At 70.9% G+C, this 14,677-nt stretch carries 15 protein-coding genes and 1 pseudogene; 8 read left to right on the top strand and 8 right to left on the bottom strand.

The genetic code is table 11. From position 1 onward, the window contains the following. Nucleotides 1–5 precede the first annotated feature (5 nt). The 6 genes from VGV13_10535 to glp form a co-directional block, all read right to left on the bottom strand. Complete coding sequence (locus tag VGV13_10535; protein ID HEV8641520.1) at nt 6–932, bottom strand: transketolase C-terminal domain-containing protein; 927 nt, start codon at nt 930–932, stop codon at nt 6–8. A 10-nt stretch (nt 933–942) separates the two neighbouring features. Continuing rightward, complete coding sequence (locus VGV13_10530) at nt 943–1,860, bottom strand: transketolase (protein ID HEV8641519.1); 918 nt, start codon at nt 1,858–1,860, stop codon at nt 943–945. After that, entirely contained in the window at nt 1,860–3,419 is a 1,560-nt protein-coding gene (locus tag VGV13_10525; GenBank protein HEV8641518.1) for a TldD/PmbA family protein, read from the bottom strand. Before VGV13_10525 ends, VGV13_10530 begins: the two co-directional genes overlap by 1 nt. A gap of 131 nt (nt 3,420–3,550) precedes the next feature. Further along, nucleotides 3,551–3,820: a rhodanese-like domain-containing protein gene (locus tag VGV13_10520; protein ID HEV8641517.1), complete on the bottom strand. Its 270-nt coding sequence runs from the start codon at nt 3,818–3,820 to the stop codon at nt 3,551–3,553. A gap of 4 nt (nt 3,821–3,824) precedes the next feature. Continuing rightward, nucleotides 3,825–5,390 (bottom strand): TldD/PmbA family protein, encoded by a 1,566-nt coding sequence (locus VGV13_10515; protein HEV8641516.1) that lies wholly within the window; start codon nt 5,388–5,390, stop codon nt 3,825–3,827. Continuing rightward, nucleotides 5,390–6,595 carry a gephyrin-like molybdotransferase Glp gene (gene glp, locus VGV13_10510; protein HEV8641515.1) on the bottom strand — a complete coding sequence of 402 codons (1,206 nt, stop codon included), beginning with the start codon at nt 6,593–6,595 and terminating at the stop codon, nt 5,390–5,392. The genes VGV13_10515 and glp overlap by 1 nt, the downstream gene beginning before the upstream one ends. 18 nt (nt 6,596–6,613) lie before the next feature. Between glp and VGV13_10505 the strand changes: the two genes are divergently transcribed. From VGV13_10505 to VGV13_10485, 5 genes are all read left to right on the top strand, one after another. After that, on the top strand, nt 6,614–7,111 hold the full coding sequence (locus VGV13_10505; protein ID HEV8641514.1) for an RDD family protein: 498 nt from the start codon (nt 6,614–6,616) through the stop codon (nt 7,109–7,111). Then, entirely contained in the window at nt 7,108–7,683 is a 576-nt protein-coding gene (locus VGV13_10500) for a DUF309 domain-containing protein (GenBank protein HEV8641513.1), read from the top strand. The genes VGV13_10505 and VGV13_10500 overlap by 4 nt, the downstream gene beginning before the upstream one ends. Before the next feature lie 8 nt (nt 7,684–7,691). Further along, a complete protein-coding gene (locus VGV13_10495) occupies nt 7,692–7,832 on the top strand; it encodes a hypothetical protein (GenBank protein ID HEV8641512.1) in 141 nt (46 codons plus the stop codon). Beyond that, a complete protein-coding gene (locus VGV13_10490; protein ID HEV8641511.1) occupies nt 7,832–8,620 on the top strand; it encodes an alpha/beta fold hydrolase in 789 nt (262 codons plus the stop codon). Before VGV13_10495 ends, VGV13_10490 begins: the two co-directional genes overlap by 1 nt. 116 nt (nt 8,621–8,736) lie before the next feature. Next, nucleotides 8,737–9,069, top strand: a complete 333-nt coding sequence (locus VGV13_10485; protein ID HEV8641510.1) for an RNA-binding protein — start codon at nt 8,737–8,739, stop codon at nt 9,067–9,069. A 126-nt stretch (nt 9,070–9,195) separates the two neighbouring features. On the opposite strand, the gene VGV13_10480 is transcribed toward VGV13_10485, so the two are convergent. After that, on the bottom strand, nt 9,196–11,337 hold the full coding sequence (locus VGV13_10480) for a DNA polymerase domain-containing protein (protein HEV8641509.1): 2,142 nt from the start codon (nt 11,335–11,337) through the stop codon (nt 9,196–9,198). A gap of 119 nt (nt 11,338–11,456) precedes the next feature. Beyond that, a pseudogene (locus VGV13_10475) lies at nt 11,457–12,020 on the bottom strand (DsbA family protein). A gap of 86 nt (nt 12,021–12,106) precedes the next feature. Between VGV13_10475 and VGV13_10470 the strand changes: the two are divergent. The 3 genes from VGV13_10470 to VGV13_10460 are packed head-to-tail and all read left to right on the top strand — an operon-like array spanning nt 12,107 to nt 14,575. Continuing rightward, the gene (locus VGV13_10470) at nt 12,107–12,964 is read left to right on the top strand and encodes a dienelactone hydrolase family protein (protein ID HEV8641508.1); all 858 of its coding nucleotides are present in this window, start codon (nt 12,107–12,109) and stop codon (nt 12,962–12,964) included. Between the two features lie 25 nt (nt 12,965–12,989). Beyond that, on the top strand, nt 12,990–13,769 hold the full coding sequence (locus VGV13_10465) for an SDR family oxidoreductase (GenBank protein ID HEV8641507.1): 780 nt from the start codon (nt 12,990–12,992) through the stop codon (nt 13,767–13,769). 5 nt (nt 13,770–13,774) lie between these two features. Continuing rightward, a complete protein-coding gene (locus tag VGV13_10460) occupies nt 13,775–14,575 on the top strand; it encodes a YihY/virulence factor BrkB family protein (GenBank protein ID HEV8641506.1) in 801 nt (266 codons plus the stop codon). Nucleotides 14,576–14,677 lie beyond the last annotated feature (102 nt).

Below are 14,677 nucleotides of genomic sequence, written 5' to 3'. Positions count from 1 at the left end.
GCGTCTCAGCGGTTGAGGAACTTCCTCACGCTGGCGGCTATGCCGGCCGGATCGAGGCCGTGCTTGGCGTAGAGCCCCTGGGGATCGCCGGACTCGCCGAAGCCCTGCACCCCCAGCCGCTTCAACGGCGTGGGCATGACCTCGCCGAGCAGTTCGGCGACGGCGCCGCCCAGACCGCCCGCCAGCGCGTGGTCCTCGACGGTGACGACGTGGCCGGTGCGGCCGGCCGAGCGTAACAACAGATCCTCGTCGAGCGGCTTGATCGACGCCGCGTCGATGACCTCCGCCGAGATTCCCTCGGCGGCCAGCAGCTTGGCGGCCTCCAGGCAGTTCCCGATCGGCCCGCCCGAGCCGATGAGGGTGACGTCGTGGCCCGCGCGCAGCAGGAGCCACTGGCCCAGCCGGAAGCGATAGTCGGGCGGACAGACCGGCTCCATGTTCTGGCGCGTGAGCCGCAGGTAGACCGGGCCCTCGTGCTCGACGGCGTAAGCCACGGCCTGCTTGGTCTCCAGCTCGTCCGCGGGCTGGACGATCGCGATGTTCGGCAGGGACCGGATGCAGGCCACGTCCTCGAGCCCCATCTGGCTGTAGCCGTCCTCGCCGATGGCGATCCCGGCGTGGGTGCCGACGAGCTTCACGTTGGCGTTGGTGTAGGCGACGGACATCCGGACCGTCTCGAACCGGCCCACCAGGAAGCAGGCGAACGAGCACACGAAGGGAATCTTCCCGGCCAGCGCCAGGCCGGCCCCGATGCCGATCATGTTCTGCTCGGCGATGCCTAGGTTGAAGGCGCGGTCGGGATGCTTCTTGGCGAAGGCCACGGTCATCGTGGACTTCGAGAGATCGGCGTCGAGGGTGACGATCCGCTCGTCGCGCGCTCCTAGCTCGAGGAGCGCCTCGCCGAACGCCGCGCGGGTGGCTTTCCCAGGCATCCAGGTCTCCTTACTTTCTCTCGAGCGCGCGCAGCTCGCTGACGAGCGCGCGGGCGGTGGAATCCTTGGCCAGATACTCCTCCCAGGCGGCCTCGGTGACGCCCAGGATCTCGCGGACGGCCGCGATCGCCTCGGCCGGCTTGGGCGCCTTGCCGTGCCACTCGGGCTGGTTTTCCATGAACGACACGGCCTTGCCCTTGACGGTGTGGGCCACGATGAAAGAGGGCTTGCCGCGGGTGGTTTCGGCCTGATCGAGGGCCTTGTCGATCTGATCGATCTGGTGGCCGTCGATCTCGACCACCGGCCAGCCGAACGCCTGCCACTTGGCCAGCACGGGCTCGAGGTCGCGGATCTTGGCGACGAAGTCGTCCAGCTGGATCTTGTTGTAGTCCAGGATCACGGTGAGATTGTCGAGGGGATGCCGGGGCTGGCCCAGCTGGGGGCCGGACATCGCCGCTTCCCAGACCTGACCCTCCTGGATCTCGCCGTCGCCGAGGATGCAGTACACGCGCGCCGGCGAGCCGGCCATCTTGAGGCCGAGCGCGATCCCCAGCGAGATCGAGAGCCCCTGGCCCAGCGAGCCCGTGGCGGCCTCGATGCCGGGCAGCACGGTACGGTCGGGGTGCCCCTGCAGCGGGCTGCCCAGCTTGCGGAGCGTGATCAGCCGGTCGTCGGCGAAATACCCGGCGCGGGCCATCGCCGCGTAGAGGGCGGGGACCGCGTGACCCTTGGACAGGATCAGCCGGTCCCGCTCGGGCCAGTGGGGGCGCTGGGGATCGTGCCGCATGCGGCCGAACATGAGCGTCACCACGAGGTCGATGACCGAGAGCGAGCCGCCCGGATGCCCCGAGCCCGCGTGGGCCAGCATCCGGATGATCTGCACGCGGCATTCGCGGGCGATCGCTTCGAGACGAGCCACGTCTGTCATCAGGAAAGCCCCTCCATGAAGCCGGCGATCTCTTCGACCCGGAGGCCGGCGACGGCGATCTCGGGGGCGTAGACGACCTCGTCGGCCGCCCACACGATGGTGCCCTTCACGTCCTTGGTGATGCCGACGACGGCGTTCAGGACTCTGAGGATGTTGTCGTTGATCCGCACCGTGTTGGGCCGGAGCGGCGCCGCCAGGCGGCCATCGCGGATGATATACGAATCGCCGACGACCGTGCAGGTGAAATCGCCCGCCCGGAGCCCGTTGATGGGATACGTGTACCAGATGCGACCGATGTAAAGCCCGTCCCTCACCGTCCGGATCAGCTCGTCCAGGGACGCCGGCGAGCTTCCCTCCACCAGCACGTTCGAGGCGGCGATCCCCGGCTGAGTGTAGAACTGGCGGCCACCGCCGGCCTCGAAGCGGAAGCCGTTGCGCGGCACCAGCGCGGCCTCCGCGGCCTTTCCGGTTGCACCGAGCTTGCCAGCGAGCGCGGGATCTTGGAGCAGCCGTTGTGATTCGTACCAGTTGCTGAGGCACCCGACGAGGATCCCGTCCTTGATGAGATCGGTGCGCCCGGTGGACAGGCCCTCACAGGTGATGCCTTTGGAGCCCATGAGCCCGGGCATGGCACCGTGATCGTAGATGGTGAGGAGCGGGGAGGCCACCCGTCGGCCGAGCTTGGCCAGGAAGGGCGTGCTGGAGGCGTAGAAGGCGCTGGCCGTGCACGCCGGCACGATGAGGTTGTTGAGCAGGTCGGCCACCGGCTGCTTGCCGAAGATGACCGTGTACTCGCCCGACGGCACCCGCCGGCCGCCGATGGCCTCGATGGCGCGCTGGGCGGCGTCGACGCCGGACTCGTCGGTGAAGTGGTCCAGGCGCACGCCGGTGGACCAGCCCGAGCCCTTGGCATCGCGGGCCTCCACCATCGCGGTGACGAACGCGGTGATCAGCGCCGATTCGTCCGTCTGCACCTGGGGCAGGTGGGTGGAGGCGATGGCGATGCGCTCCTGGACAACGGTGACGTCGCCGCCGAGGATGAGGCCGAGGGCCCGGAGCCCCTCGTCGCTCCCCGCCAGCTCGGCCAGGCGGGAGGACGCCAGGAAGGTCCGGAGCGCGCCCCCGACCACCTTCCAGCCGGCCTCCACCAGGCTCGCGTCGTCGAGGGCCATGAGCTTGGGGTCGTGATAATCGAAGAGGACGCGCGGCTCGCGGCGCGGGCGCGGTAGCGAGACGAACTCGGGATCGAGGACGGCGGCGGCCCGCGCCTTGCCCAGCGCCCGCTCGGCGCCGCCCGGCGTGAGGTCGCTGGGCTCGCTGCCGAAGCCGAGCCGGGGACCCTGGGGCCCATCGAACACCGCCTGGATGCCGATGCCGTGGGCCTGGGCGGACTTCGGCTCCTCCACGCCGTTGGAGGCGATGTGCGAGGTGTAGCAGAGCCGGGTGAGCAGGCTCGTATTGGCGGCGGCGAAGATTTCCACCTCGCGCACGCCGGGCTGGGCCTGCGCATACTCCAGCGCCGCTCGCGCCGCCTTGGCGAGATCGGCGGTCGCGATCATCGGCGCGCGCCCTCTACCGGGTAGCCGTGCGCGATCCAGCCGGGCAGGCCCTCGTCGAGCACGCGATGGTTGCGCCACCCGCGCGCGTACAGGATGTTGCTGGCCCCCCGGGACAGCGCGTGCGGGCACGCTCAGTAGAAGACCACGAGGCCCGTCCGGGGGATCTCGCCGATCCTGTCGGCGACGCTGGGGAGCGGCATCGAGCGCGCGCCTTTGATGTGCAGCTCGTCGAACTCGCCCCGCGCGCGCACGTCGATCACGTCCGCCGGCAGACCGCGATCGAGCGCCCCCTGCAGCTCGTCCACCGTGACGAAGGCGACCGGATACTCGGGCGGCGCCGCCGGCGCCGCGGCCCCCAGGAGCAGTGCCGCCACCAGCAGGGGGATCAGCGCCCGGCCCACGGCTTCAGCCCCCCACCACCCGGGCCCGACTGCGCATCGTGGGGCCCCCGTTGCCGAGCTTCTTCGTCTGCATGGGCTGGCCCTTGCCGCAGTTGGGGATCGGGTACAGCAGGAAGTCCGAGCCGACGGCGTCCACGTTCATCAGGTAGTCGCGGCTGTCGGCGGCGATGCCGCCGTCGCGGTAGAGACGGCCCAGCTCGCCGTTCCGGATCTCGTGGACGCGTCGCGCGGAGATCCGGAAGTTCTCGCGGCTCTCGGCGATCGACGGGATGCGATGGCCGGCCACATAGTAGCCATGGTCGACCTCCTTCAGGATGTCGCGTGGGTCGCGGTCGCCACCGGCGAAGACGGTGTTGGACATCCGGATCAGCGGCACCAACGCGGCGTCGGTGGCCTTGTAGTGCCCGTTGGGCGCCCCGCCAAAGATCGCGGCGGTCTGGCGGCTATTCATGAAGCCCGTGAAGATCCCGCGGTCGATGTGGACGACCCGCCGCGCCGGGGCCCCTTCGTGGTCGTAGCGGTAATGGCCGTAGCCGGGCAGGGACGGGTCCGAGTACGCGGTGACGAGTGGAGAGGCGATCTGCTTGCCGAGCTGGTGCTCGCCGAGACCGCGCAGGAGCCAGGAGCGGCCGGCGTAGGCGGTCTCCATCTTGAGCGCGCGGTCGAGCTCGACGGGGTGGCCGACGATCTCGTGGGCGACCAGCGTGTTGTAGTGCGGGTCCGTGACCACGACCACCTCGCGGTCAGCGGTGGGCAGGACCGGCGCCTCGGCCAGGGCCACCCCCTCCCGGCCGAGCTCCAGGGCGAAGTCGCGGAACGTCGGGAAACGGATGAGCGACTCGCCCACGCCCTCTGACAGAATTTCCCAGCCCCGCTGGTGGCCGAGCACGTCGTAGAGGTCCTGGCTGGTGACCCCGGCGACGGCCACGATGGAGCACGCCCCCTGGGTCAGGGCGAAGGCCTGGTCGATCAGCGCGCCTTCCGTCGAGGCGAAGAGCTCGCGCGACATCTGGGTGAGCGTCGAGATCGAGTTGTATTTGAGGCGGGGGTCGACGGCGGCGACCTGGCGGGAGACGTCGGTGGCGTAGGCGACCATCTCGGCCAGGCGCATGGAGCGCGGGTCCACCGCGTAGACGGCGGGGACGGTATCCTCGCGCACCTCGATGGGGTGCAGGCGCGTGTCGGCCAGCGCCGCGCCCAGGGCGCCGAACTTCTCCCGCGCGTCCGCCTTCATCTCGGCGTTCACGCTGGCCCGCCGGTACGCGCGCTCGAGCGCCTCGCGGATCACGCGCTCGATGTGGGGGACGTCGGCGGCGCCGAGCGTGAGGCCCACGTAGCCGGGCGCGATGGTGCGGTGGCCGGCCAGGACACGCACGCCCAGCGTGAAGACGTAGTCGTCGCCCGAGAACTTGCTGGCGCCGTTCTCGGCGGCGGCGGCCTTCACCTCGGTGACTTCCACTCTCAGATCGGCGTAGGCGAGGTGGGCCAAGGCGCGCGCGGTGTCGCGCAGGAGATCGCGGACGGTGTCCTTGAGGGCGTCGATCAGCTCGACGGTGAGCGCTCCGGCCATCAATCCGTCCACCCGAACGGCTCGATCAGGACCGTGTCACCCGCCGCCACGTCGCCGCGCTCCTCCTCGAGGACGATGAGGCAGTTGCCGGCGACCATCGAGCTCAGGATCCCCGAGCCCTGGGGCCCGGTGGTGCGCACCTCCCAGCACCCCTGGTCGAGGCGGAGGATGCCGCGCTTGAATTCGCGGCGGCCCACCTTCTTCCGCATCGGCTCCGCCGCGCGCGCCGGCCAGGTCTCGGGAAAGACCCGCCGCCGCCCCGCCAGCGTGAAGATCGCCGGCCGGACGAAGAGCAGGAAGGTGAGCATGGAGGCGACGGGATTGCCGGGGAGGCCGAAGAAGTGCGCGCGCCCGATGCGGCCCACCGCCAGCGGCCGTCCCGGCTGCATGGCCACCTGCCAGAAGTCGATGCCGCCGACCTCGCCCAGCACCTCCTTCACGAGATCGTAGGCGCCGACGGACACGCCGCCGGAGGTGATGACGAGGTCCGCGACCTCCGCCGCCTCCAGCAGCCGCGCGCGGAGGCGATCGCGCTGGTCGGGCACGATCCCGAGGTCGGTCACCACGCCGCCACACTGCTCGCTCAGCCCGCGCAGCGTGAAGCGGTTCGCGTCATAGATCTGCCCGGGCTTGCGGATTGCGCCGGGCTCGGCCACCTCGTCGCCGGTGGAGAGCAGCGCGACGCGCGGCGGTTGACTCACCAGCACCTGACGCTGGCCGAGCGAGGCCAGGAGCCCCAGCTCTTGCGGACGCAGGACGGCGCCCGCCTCGATCACGACCGTGCCGCTGGCCACGTCCTCGCCGCGCCGGCGGACGTTGGCGCCCCTGGCGATCGGCGGCACGCGGATGCGATCGCCCACGCGCTCGACGCTCTCCTGGGGATAGACCGTGTCCGGGCCCGCCGGCATCGGGGCGCCCGTCATGATGCGGATGGCCTGCCCGGGCGGGATCACGCCGTCGAAGACGGAACCGGCGGGGAGATCGCCGACCACGATCAGCTCGCGGCTGTCTCGAGCCGGGATGTCGGCGCTCGACACCGCGTAGCCATCGACGGCGGAGTTGTCCGTCGGCGGCACGTCGAAGGACGCACGGGCGGCTTCCCAGAGCACACGATCGCGCGCATCGGCGAGGGGAACGAGCTCCGGCGAGGTGCGCTGCGTGACCTGTGCGAGGATGCGATTTTGACCATCCCGCACCGAAATCATGGCGATATTATACACGCCGTGAACGAGCGCGCTTGGAGCGAACCCCGCCCGGCCGGCTTCTGGATCCGCGTCGTCGCGCTGCTGATCGACTCCATCGTGTTCTTCCTCGTGCTGGCCTCGCTCCGCTTCGTGGCCGGACGTCTGGGGGGACGCCAGACGGAAGAGGCCATCGCCGTCCAGGTCGTCGCGGTGGCGTTCGCGTGGCTCTTCACCGTCCTCTACACGACCGTGCTCCACGCCCTCGGCGGGCAGACGGTGGGCAAGATGGCGGTCGGCATCCGCGTCGTCGCCATCGACGGTGAGTTGCTGCCGGTGGGTGGGGCGTTTCTCCGGTACCTCGCCTACTTCGTCTCTTCGCTGCCGCTGGGGCTCGGCTTCGTCATGGCGGGGCTGCGCCGTGACAAGCGGGCGCTGCACGACCTGATCGCCGGCAGCCGCGTGGAGCGGCTGCCCGCGCGCGCTCTCCGCCGCGCGCCGACGCCCGCCGGCCAATCGACGCCCTCCGGCGTCCTGTGATCCCGACGCTGCCCTGGCGCGCGCGCAATCGCCTGGCCGAGACGATCTTGCAGTCCCTGCACGACGCCGAGGCCCGCCATGGGCTCGAGCGGCTGGCGCGCGGCGGCGCCGCCGAGTCCGACTGGCTCGGCCCCGACGAGCGCGGTCAGGCCAGGCTGCTGCGGCTCCGGGCCCAGCGGGCGAGCGAAGCGGTGCGCGCGTTGCCGCTGGGGCCGGCCGGATCCCGCCTCGACGACGCGCTGGCGGCGGCGGCCACCCTCTTCGACGCCGGGCTCGGCTTCGAGGTCCACGAGCTGCTCGAGCCCCACTGGACTCGGGCGACGGGCGACGACCGCGAGGCCCTTCAAGGGTTGATCCAGATCGCCGTCGGCTATCAGCATCTCGCCAACGGCAACGCCAGCGGCGCCCGCGCGCTGCTCGCGGAAGGGGGAGCGCGCCTGGAGGGGCGCCGCCTGGGCGGGCTCCAGCTCGCATCGTTCGCGCGGGCCGTCCGGGAATCGATCGAGGGCCTGCCGACCCTGGATCCGGCCGCCATCCCGCGCTTCCCGCGCGGGCGCGGTCGCGCGCGGTGAGCTCCACGGTGCGCCTCATCACGGAAGACGCGGTCGCGCGTCTCTTGCCCATGGCGCTCGCACCGGTCGATTCCGGCGAGCAGGCGCGGATCGAGTGCGGCGATCTCGAGCGGGGGATCGGGCGAGACATCGAGCCCGGGAGGGAGTGATGCCGCGCCTCCGCGCCAACAACGTCCACCTCAACTACGTCGAGGCGGGCCAGGGGGAGCCGCCGCTGGTCCTGCTCCACGGCGTCGGCGGTTCCCACGAGATGTGGCAGCCCGTGCTCCCGGCGCTCTCCGCCTCGCGGCGCGTGCTGGCGGGGGATCATCGTGGTCATGGCGGCTCGGACAAGCCGGGGGGCCCCTACACGGTCCGTCTGCTCGCGGATGACTGGCGGGCGGCCCTGGGTGCGCTCGGGGTTCAGCGCGCGGACCTCCTCGGCCTCTCCCTCGGCGGCGCCGTGGCGATGCGCCTGGCCGCCGATCATCCCGAGCGGGTCCGGAAGCTGGTGCTGGTCGACACCTGGGGGTTTCCGCACCCCGACTTCGTCGGGATGATGCGCGAGCGGCTGGCGTTGCTGGAACGCGGCGACCTGCGCGCGTATGCCGACGCGGCGATTCCCCAGGTCTATTCCGACGGTTATGTCCGCGAGCACCCTGAGGCGATCGAGGCGTACCGGGCACGGGTCGCTCGCGCGGAGGTGGCCTCCCTCCGGTCCGCCGTGGGAGCCTGCGTCGCCCACGACATGCGCGGCGATCTCGCCAGAGTGGCGGCACCCACCCTGGTGCTGGTGGGGCGCCAGGACCGGTTGACCCCGCCGTACCACTCGGAGTACCTGGCGAGGGCCATTGCCGGGGCGAGGCTGGCGGTCGTCGACGGCTGCGCCCATTTTCCGCACCTGGAGGCGCCCGAGACCTTTCTGGGGGCGGTGGGCGAGTTTCTACAAAAGGGATAGTGCAACCTACCTTGACAGGCGTTCCCTCCTGTAACTACTCTTGACCCACGGGAGTCGGGGGAGGCTCGGCACGTTCCATAGGGCGCCGCTTTCATTGAGGGCAGGAGGTTCGCGCGATGCCCGCAAAGCTTTTCGTCGGTAATCTCTCGTTCCAGGCCACGGAGGAGGATCTGCGCGAGCTGTTCGCTCAGGCCGGCACCGTTGAAACGGTCCGCATCATCACGGACCAGTTCACCGGTAGGCCGCGCGGGTTCGGGTTCGTGGAGATGGCCACCAAGGAGGAGGCGACCAAGGCGATCGAGATGCTCAACGGTCGGCTGTTCCGAGACCGCAATCTCGTCGTCGACGAGGCGCGCCCTCAACCCCAGCGCGGTCCGGGGGGCGGGGGTGGTGATCGTGGTGGGCGCGGCTCACGGCCGGGCGGCGGCGGAGGCGGCTGGCGCCGCTGATTCGCTGAGCGGCAACCCCGGGGCGGGACCCCTCCCCGGGGTTTTATCGTGGCCGTCGGGCTCAACACATGACGGTGTGATCGCGCCCACCATTTTAAATGGAGAGCGAGCGCTCCCCGGTGTGGATCAGAAGAGCGTGAGCTGGGGCGATGCGTCGGCGTCGTCGGCGGGGGGACGGAGGCCGTCGTGCTCGACGAATGGCCGAAACCGCTCCCAGATCTCCACGACCTTCGCCTGGTAGTACTCGACGTTTTCGTCGCGACGGGCAGGATCCCACGCCGCCAGGAGCCTGGCGCACTCGTTCACCGCCACCCCGGCGCCGCGCCCCGCCACGTAGTAGGAAACCTGGTCGCCGGGTTGCCAGGCGCGGCCGGCCGCCGTGGCCAGCTCATAGGCGGCCGAGGGATTCCGGGCTCCCGCGCGGACCCGCTCACGGTACGCCTCCAGCGTCTCCCCGAGCGTCTCGGTGCGGGCGAAGGCGCGCGGGGGCACCCGGCGCGCGGCGAAATCCTGCATCCAGCGGTCGACGACGGCCTTGACCTCCGCCGCGCGACCGATCAGCAGCAGGCGCACGACCTCCTCGATGAGATGCCGCTGGAAGGGCTCGAGCCCGCGGGACCGGAAGGCTGAGCCCTTCAGGTTGACGCGCCCCTGCGCGTCGAGCAGCGCGTAGGTCTTGAGCTTGTAACTGAACATCGCCGCGTAGCGCCCGTCCAGCTCGAGGTGGATTCCGGGTCCGAGCGCGCCGGCGATCTTCTCGAGCAGCGGCTCGTCGTCGGCCGGCGCGTGGCCCGACGGCGGCGTGAAGTAGACGCCGTCCGTGTCGGCCTCGAGGACCGTGGCTCCCAGGGCGGCGAGCCGCTCGATGATCGCGCTGACGGTGGCACGGCCCTCCGCCGTGACGCGATTGGCCGCCTCGAAGTCGTTGAAGTGCCCTCCGGCGAAGGCCAGGTAGCCGTAGAAGGCGTTGATCAGGATCTTGAACGACTGCTGCAGGGCCAGCAAATGCCCGCGCTCGCCAGGGTCGGCGGAGCCCGCGGCCAGGCGCTTGGCCCTCACGCGGAACTCGGTGAGGTAACGCAAGAGATCGGGAAAGATTCCCAGCTCGTCGGACTGGGGGGCGATGCCGCCGGCCAGCATCAGCGAGGGATAGAGGGAGGTGACGTCGACGTGGAGCACGGGGCGGGCGACCCCCTGGTGGAAGATCGCGACGAGGCCGCCGCCGACGGCGCCGCCGGGGCGCGGCAGGGGCACGGCGTGGCCGCGGTGCAGGTACTCGCGCAGCAGCAGGGCGTCGATCTTGGCCGCCGCCCCGCGCAGCACGGTCGACTGGTAGTCGAAGGGCACCACCTGGGCCTGGGCGAAGTACGGCGGCGAGAGGATCGCCGACACGGCAAGCGTCTCGACGACGTCGTCGAGCGCATAGGCCATCAAGCGATCGGGGGCCTCCCGGAATTCCCGGGAAATGGTGGCGGGATCGACGTAGGTGCGATCTTCGGCGGCAACGCCGAGATGGCGCGCGATCTCCTTGAGCCCGAACGAGGGCAGGTCCCGGGCGCCGACGTCGTGGAGCTGGGCGAGGATCCAGGTGTCGATGATGTGGCGACCCGCCACCTCGTAGCGGCGGTAGCCGATGGTCCGCTCGGCGATCTGCAGGCGCGAGGGCCGTCCCCCCAGGGCGCTGCCGTCGCGCCCCCAGGCCAGGACCACCCCGTGTCGCTGGGCCCGGGCCTCCAGGTACTTGAGGTCGAAGCGGAAGATGTTGTGGCCCTCGATCACGTCGGGGTCCCGCTCCCGGACGAGGCGGACGCATTCCTGGAGGAGCTCGCGCTCGTCCAGCCGATCGCCACGGATCACGTGGCGGAAGCCGGTCGAGTCGGCGAGCGCGATGGCCACGATGCGGTCGCCCGGCCGCGCCGCGTTGGGGAACTCGAAGCCCTCCGAGGTGAGCACTTCGATGTCGAGCGCCACCCGGCGGAGGTCGGCGAAGGTGAGTCCGCCGAACGACGTGCGTCCGGTCAGCAGCAGGTACTGGTGGACGGGATCAGGGAAGAACCGGTAGGGCGCGCCGGGCGCGAAGGCGAGCTGGCCGGAGCGCTCGCGGCAGCGGTCACGCGCGGCCAGCGCCCCGCCCCAGGAACGGTAGCGGGCGATCCAGCGCAGAGCCCCGGAGCCGGCCAGCTCGTTCAGGGCGACCAAGCCCGGGCCCTCACGGAGCAGCTCCGCGTCCGCGGCCAGGAGGAACGGGGAAAACGACGCGGTCTCCACCGTGACGCCGCCCGCCGCCCGTCGATGCAGCCGGATGGCGTCGCCGGTCGCGGCGAGCCCGAGTGCCAGGACGCCGGGCGTGGCGTCGCGTCCGAAGAGGAGCGGCGTCCGCTCGAGGGTCAGCAGCGCGCGGCTTCCTCGACTGCGGCGCGATACTGTGCGAGGTCGGCCAGGCCCACCAGCGCCTGTCCGGTCGCCGGGAAGATCACGCCGGGAATCGCCCGGACGCCCTCCTCCATCGCCGCCTGGTAATCCTTGATCACCTCGTCGCGCCCGATGCCCGCGCGGTAATCGGCGACGAACCGCTCGGTGTCGATACCGGCCTCGGCGACGATCGTCACGACCTCGCCGGGATCCGCGATGTTCCGGCTCCGCGTGAAGAACGCCTCGTAGAGGCGCAGGTGGATGCGCCCGAAGGCCTCCGGGCCTTGCCGGGCGATGCACTTGGCGGCCTCCAGGGCGGGAAGGCTCCAGTGGGGATAGTGGCCCGCGTGTGGCCAAGCGTTGAAGACGATCCCGTCGCCGGCCGACATCTGCGCGCAGCGCCGCCAGGCCTCCTCCCGATAGGTGCCCTGGAAGGTGACCGAGGGGTCAGGCGCGGGACGGAGCGGGAACGCGCGGTGCTCGAGCGTGAATCGACCGCCGAACTCCTCGACCAGGCGCTGGAGGCGGACCGCCGCCGGGTAGCACCACGGTCAGAGATAGTCGGAGTAGGTGATCGCGCGGACGGGGTCCGTCATCGACTCGGATTCTACCCGGGCGCCGATGTATGCTCAAAGCCATGCTCCGCCCCCTGATGGCGGCGCTCGGGGCCTGCGTGCTCAGCGCCGGCTGCGCCGCCTCGCTGGTGCAGTTCCCCAACGCCACGCCGGGCGCGCTGCGCCCGGTCCCCGGTTGGCTCTCGCTGCCGCGGGGTCGCGGACCTTTCCCCGCCGTCGTCCTGCTCCACGGCTGCCACGGCGTGTCGGCGTCGACGCACGACTGGGCGCTGTGGTTCCGGGATCGGGGATACGTCGCGCTGGTGGTGGACAGCTGGGCGGCGCGCGGGATGTCGGAGGGCTGCTCGCCGGAGTCGCCGGACCTGCCCAACACCGAACGCTTCGACGACGCCGTCGGCGCGCTGCGGTTCCTGCACGGGCTGCCGTCCGTCGATCGGAACGGCGTGGGCGTCATCGGCTGGTCCAACGGCGGCGTCTTCGCCATGGCGCTCGTGAACGGCCCCACTCACGAGCGCGCCATGAGGCGGGGCGTCACCCTGCCCGCGCCCGGCTTCCGGGCCGCCGTGGCGGTGTATCCGGGGGGCTGCCCGTCACTGGTGAAGGAGCTGGCGGTCCGCCCGCTGCTCGTTCTGCTAGGCGACGCCGACGACTGGACGATTCCGGGGCCCTGCCTGGCGATGGCGGAGGCTATGCGCGCGCGGGGCGCCGACGTCGCGATCGTACTCTATCCCGGCGCGGTTCACTACTTCGACGTGGAGGGCCAGCCGCGGATGTTTCTCCCCGACGTGGCCAACGACAACAAGCCGAGCGGGTGCTGCGGGGCGACCGTCGGCTATGACCGCCGGGCCGCAGCCGACGCCCGCCGGCGGGTCGCCGAATTCTTCCATCATCATCTCGGAGGGCGCTGAGCCCTTCCCGGAGAGGAGCAGGCTCATGGACCTCGGACTCAAGGGCAAGGCGGCGCTGGTGACGGCGGCGAGCAAGGGGATGGGCAAGGCCTGCGCCCTCGGCCTGGCGGCGGAAGGCGCGCGAGTCATGATGTGCGCGCGCGGCGACCAAGATCTGAAGACGGCGGCCGACGAGGTCCGCGCCAAGACCGGCGCCGAGGTCCTGGCCATGCGCGCCGACGTGACCAAGGCGGCCGACGTCACGGCGCTAGTGGCGCGCACGACGGAGGCCTTCGGGGCCGTCGACATCCTGGTGGCCAACTGCGGGGGTCCGCCCCGGGGCGGCCTCGCCGACATGACCGACGAGCAGTGGTTTGGAGCCTTCGAGGTGTCGCTCCTGTCGGTCGTACGGCTGATCCGCGAGGTCGTGCCCTCGATGCGGCAGCGGAAGTGGGGCCGCATCCTCACGATCCAGTCGGTGTCGGTCAAGCAGCCGGTGGAGGGGTTGCTGCTGTCCAACGCGGTCCGGCCCGGCGTGGCCGGACTGGTCAAGACGCTGTCGGCCGATCTGGGAAAGGACAACATCCTGATCAACACCGTATGCCCGGGCCGCATCATGACCGATCGCTTCCTGGGCGGCGCCAAGCAGGCCGGCCTCCCCACGGAGGAATACGTCAAGAAGAGCAGTGCCGAGATCCCGCTGCGCCGGATCGGCAGCCCGGAGGAGTTCGCCAACGTGGTCGTCTTCCTGGCCTCGGAGCGGGCCTCCTACATCACCGGCGTCACGATCCAGGTCGACGGCGGGCTCGTGCGCGGCATCCTCTGACACCGGTGCTCGGCGGGCTTCGCGGCGCGGTCTATCGGTTCTACACCAACGACGGCTTCTTCCTGGCCGCCGGGCTCGCGTTCTTCTTTCTGGTCTGCATGATCCCGGTCACGCTCCTGGGCGTCTCCGCGGTCGGCTTCGTCCTCTCGACGGAGGATGCCGCCCGGGAGGTGGTCGGGCAGCTCGCGCGCAACTTCCCGGTCTACGAGCGCGAGCTCACGCGCGTACTGCTGCGCATCGTCCAGACCCGCACGGCCTCGGGCCTGGTGGGGACCGGAATCCTGGTGCTCTTCTCGACGTCGCTCTTCGGGGCCGCCCGCCTGGTGATGCACCGGATGCTGGGGCTTCGCGGCTCCCACAACGCCCTCCGCAACTTCTTCGTCGACGCCGGCATGGTGCTGCTGCTGGCCGGGCTCCTCTTCGGGGCCACGGTCGCGACGTGGATGGCGCAGTGGTTTCAAACCTTCGTCCTGGAGCCGATTCAGACGCCGAGCCAGTGGATTCACGCCGTCGCGATCGTCGTCAGCGTCGGCTTTTCGGCCCTGATGTTCTACCTGGGGTACCGGTTCGTCCCCTACCGGCGGGTGCGGGTGGGAGCGGCGCTCGCCGGGGCCGTGCTGACGAGCCTGCTGTGGGAGGTGGCCAAGCAGCTCTTCCGCCTCTACATCCGCGAGGTCGGGCTCTACGACCAGATCTACGGGCCGCTGGGCGTGCTGGGCGCGCTTGTGATGTTCGTGTACTACTCGGCGGTCGTGTTCGTCTTCGGCGCCGCCTACGTCGCCGCGCTGGACGCCCGGAGACACTAGGCGCGCGTCGGAGGAACCACCGTTCGAGCGCGGGCTTCGCCCGCGCAACCATTGGGGTGGTTCGGGAGGGGGCCGTAACGTCTGCCCCCTCCGACTCAGCGA

This window comes from Candidatus Methylomirabilota bacterium, from assembly GCA_036001065.1.
Lineage (GTDB): Bacteria > Methylomirabilota > Methylomirabilia > Rokubacteriales > CSP1-6 > MNEF01.
Note: the sequence above shows the minus strand (reverse complement) of the source record. Positions and strands in the feature narration are given on the sequence as shown.